Here is a 3812-nt window from a genome sequence, read left to right on the forward strand (position 1 = left end):
AAAAAATGATAGATAAACAAAAACTAAAAAAAAAATAAAAAAATTACGATTCATGTAAACATTACAAACACTACATTCTAAAAAAACGTATTAGCAATTTCAATGCTTACAGTATATTTGACTAAAATATGTAAATTTGATACCATTTATATATAAAATAACGAAACCCTTTAACTTAGTTGAAGGGCATTTTTTTAGAAATTAAACACTATATATAGTAGCTAAGATTATTCAAAACACTATATATAGTTGTTTGAGGGGAGCGTTAGCAATGATAGAATTTATAAGAAAAAGAGACGGACGAATAATACCATTTAATGAAAATAAAATAACTAGAGCTATATTTTTAGCTGATACAGATGTAGCTAAAAAAGAAGGGAAAGCACCTGATTTTAAAATGGCAGAAGATTTGACTCAAAAAGTTATAGAATTATTGGAAAAAGAATTTAAAACTGAAGTACCTGGTGTTGAAGATGTACAAAATGCGGTTGTGAAAGTGCTTATTGAAAATGGTCATTCAAAGACTAGTGAAGAATATATACTTTATAGAGCGGAAAGAACAAGAGTTAGAAATTCAAAGACTAGACTTATGAAAGCTATTGAAAAGATTACTTTCTCTGATGCAGGTGAGGAAGACATAAAAAGAGAAAATGCAAATATAGATGGAAATACAGCTATGGGAACTATGTTGCAATATGGAAGTGCTGTATCAAAAGAATTTTGTAAGATGAATGTATTAAAACCAGAACATGCACAAGCACATGAACAAGGTGATATACATATACATGATATGGACTTTCTAAATATGGGAACTCTTACTTGTTGTCAGATAGATGTTGCTAAGCTATTTAAAGATGGATTTTCAACAGGACATGGTTTTTTAAGAGAACCTAATGACATAATGAGTTATGGAGCTTTAGCAGCTATAGCCATTCAAAGCAATCAAAATGATCAACATGGTGGACAAAGTATACCATTTTTTGATTATGGATTAGCTGAAGGAGTACATAAAACATTTAGAACTTTATATATATCTAATTTAGTAAAAGGTCTAGTACTTCTTGATGATTTAGATGATGAAAAAATAAAAGATACAGTAAAAGATATAGTTTATACTGTAGAAAAAGAAACAGGAGTGAAAGCAAGTCTTGATATAGATAAGAGTGAAAAATTTACTTCTGAAATAATAGAAAAAATAGCAGCAAGTTTTTCATGTTCTGCATTAGAATCAAAAAAAATAGAAAAATTTGCATATAAAGAAGCATATAAGGAAACAAATAGAAAAACTTATCAATCAATGGAAGCATTTATACATAATTTAAATACAATGCATTCAAGAGCAGGTGCACAAGTTCCGTTTTCTAGTATAAATTTCGGAACAGATACATCTTCAGAAGGTAGAATGGTAAGTAAAAATTTACTTTTATCACAGGAAAAAGGTTTAGGTGATGGAGAAACTCCTATTTTTCCTATACTAATATTTAAAGTTAAAGAAGGTATAAATCTAAATCCTGGAGATCCTAACTACGATTTATTCAAACTATCTTGTAGAGTATCTGCAAAAAGACTATTCCCTAATTTTAGTTTTCTAGATGCTCCATTTAATGCTAAATACTATAAGGAAGGAGATCCTGAAACAGAAGCTACATATATGGGATGTAGAACTAGAGTTATAGGAAATGTATGTGGACCAGAAACTGTAAGTGGTAGAGGAAATTTATCTTTTACAACAATAAATTTACCTAGATTAGGAATAATACATGGATGTGTAGATGGATCTCATGGAGATATAGAAGGATTTTTCAAAGACTTAGATGAAAAAATAGATTTAGTAATAGACCAATTAATGGAAAGAATGGAAATTCAAGGTAAGAAAAAAATGAAGAACTTCCCATTTCTTATGGGACAAGGTGTTTGGTTAGGTGCAGATGAGCTTGGTCCAGAAGATGAACTAAAGGAAGTTATAAAACAAGGAACTCTTACAGTAGGTTTTATAGGGTTAGCAGAGTGTTTAATAGCACTTATAGGAAAACATCATGGAGAAAGTGAAGATGCACAAAAATTAGGAATAGCGATTGTATCTCATATGAAGGATAGAATGGATGAGGCTACAGAAAAATATGGAATTAACTTTTCTCTTATAGGAACACCAGCGGAAGGTTTATCTGGTAGATTTACAGAAATTGATAAAAAGAAATTTGGTGAAATAAAAGGAATTACAGATAAAGAGTATTATACAAATTCATTCCATGTTCCAGTTTATTATAAATTAAGTGCATTTGAAAAGATAAATATAGAAGCGCCTTATCATGAATTTACAAATGGAGGACATATAACATATGTAGAGTTAGATGGAGATCCAACTCAAAATGTAGAAGCTTTTGAATCTGTTGTAAGAGCTATGAAAGATGCTGGAATAGGCTATGGAAGTATAAATCATCCAGTAGATAGAGACCCTGTGTGTGGATATTCTGGTATAATAGCTGGTGATGTTTGTCCAGCATGTGGACGTAATGAAAATGATAGTGATATCAAGTTTGAAAGAATTAGAAGAATAACTGGATATCTTGTTGGGACAGTAGATAGATTTAATAATGCTAAGAGAGCAGAAGTTAGAGATAGAGTAAAACATATGTAGTTTATATTATGTTTTGGTAAAATCAGTAATAAGTTAAAGAGATGCTTATTTATTTTTAAGCAAAGGGTTTGTTATGTTAAAGAAGGAAGTGTAGAGTTAATGGATATAAGGATAGCTTCAGATATAACTTTTGATAGTATAGTTGATGGTCCTGGGCTAAGAGCGGTTGTATGGAGTCAAGGTTGTAAGCATAATTGTATTGGGTGTCACAATCCTCAAACACATAGTCTTAAGGGTGGTAAAATTGTTGATACAAGAGAAATTATCGATAAGATAAAGTCTAAAAAATTGCAAAGTGGAGTTACATTGTCAGGAGGAGAGCCGTTCCTACAAGCAGACGCAATGGCAGAAATTGCAATTGCTTCAAAGGAAATGGGATTAAATGTATGGTCTTTTACAGGCTTTGTATTTGAAGATTTAATTGATAAAAAAAATATAAATTATTTTAGTAATATGAAACTTTTAAAAAATATAGATGTCCTTGTAGATGGAAAATTTGAGGAAAATAAAAAGGATATTTCTTTGAAATTTAGAGGATCAGCTAATCAAAGAATAATAGATGTACAAAAAAGTTTAAAATTGGGGAAAATTATTATACGGGAAGAGTATACAGAAAATTATATCGATACTTTTCTTCCAATGGCTAAATAGAGTATAAAAATAAAAATAGCTAAATAATAAAAAGGATATCTTTCTTTTGATAGAAAGTAATATAGAAATCGAAAGTATAAAATATGATAGAAATCATATTAATTTATAAAAATATTTTGATTGATAAAAGAAGCATAGTATATTATTATGCTTCTTTTTGTATGTAAATGTTTATTTTTAATATTTTATACTTTCTGTCTGTATATAAAATTTTTTATAGTGATAGTTTTATTAAATAATATTTTATTAAAACAAAGTATAATTCGAGTATGTATATAATATAAATTAATCAAAATTATAAAAGATATTAAGAAAATAAATTCGATAAAAGTACTGAAAAATTAACGTTTTTAAAAAGATATATGTTTTATAAGAATAAAAAAATAAAAAAAATATAAAAAAAGTGTTGACCTTTTATTAAAGAGATGATAATATAATACTTGTCCTTGAGAGAGGGCAAGAAACAAAAGAGAAAATCGAAAGATTAAAATGAACTTTGAAAACTGAACAGCAGATATATTTA

The 3812-nt window shown here is 28.3% G+C and carries 2 protein-coding genes; both read left to right on the top strand.

Features of this window, described 5'->3' with window-relative positions; genetic code table 11:
- Window positions 1-271: 271 nt before the first annotated feature.
- Entirely contained in the window at window positions 272-2638 is a 2367-nt protein-coding gene (locus Q1J78_RS01120; RefSeq protein ID WP_300279611.1) for an anaerobic ribonucleoside triphosphate reductase, read from the top strand.
- 99 nt (window positions 2639-2737) lie between these two features.
- A complete protein-coding gene (gene nrdG / locus Q1J78_RS01125) occupies window positions 2738-3289 on the top strand; it encodes an anaerobic ribonucleoside-triphosphate reductase activating protein (RefSeq protein ID WP_300279614.1) in 552 nt (183 codons plus the stop codon).
- Window positions 3290-3812: the final 523 nt, after the last annotated feature.

The sequence above is a fragment of the Peptacetobacter sp. genome, from assembly GCF_029264495.1.
GTDB lineage: Bacteria > Bacillota > Clostridia > Peptostreptococcales > Peptostreptococcaceae > Peptacetobacter.

Excerpts from the sequence above, each read along its gene's own strand:
- Q1J78_RS01120 (WP_300279611.1), top strand. The coding sequence starts at position 272 with ATGATAGAATTTATAAGAAAAAGAGACGGACGAATAATACCATTTAAT.
- nrdG (WP_300279614.1), top strand. The coding sequence starts at position 2,738 with ATGGATATAAGGATAGCTTCAGATATAACTTTTGATAGTATAGTTGAT.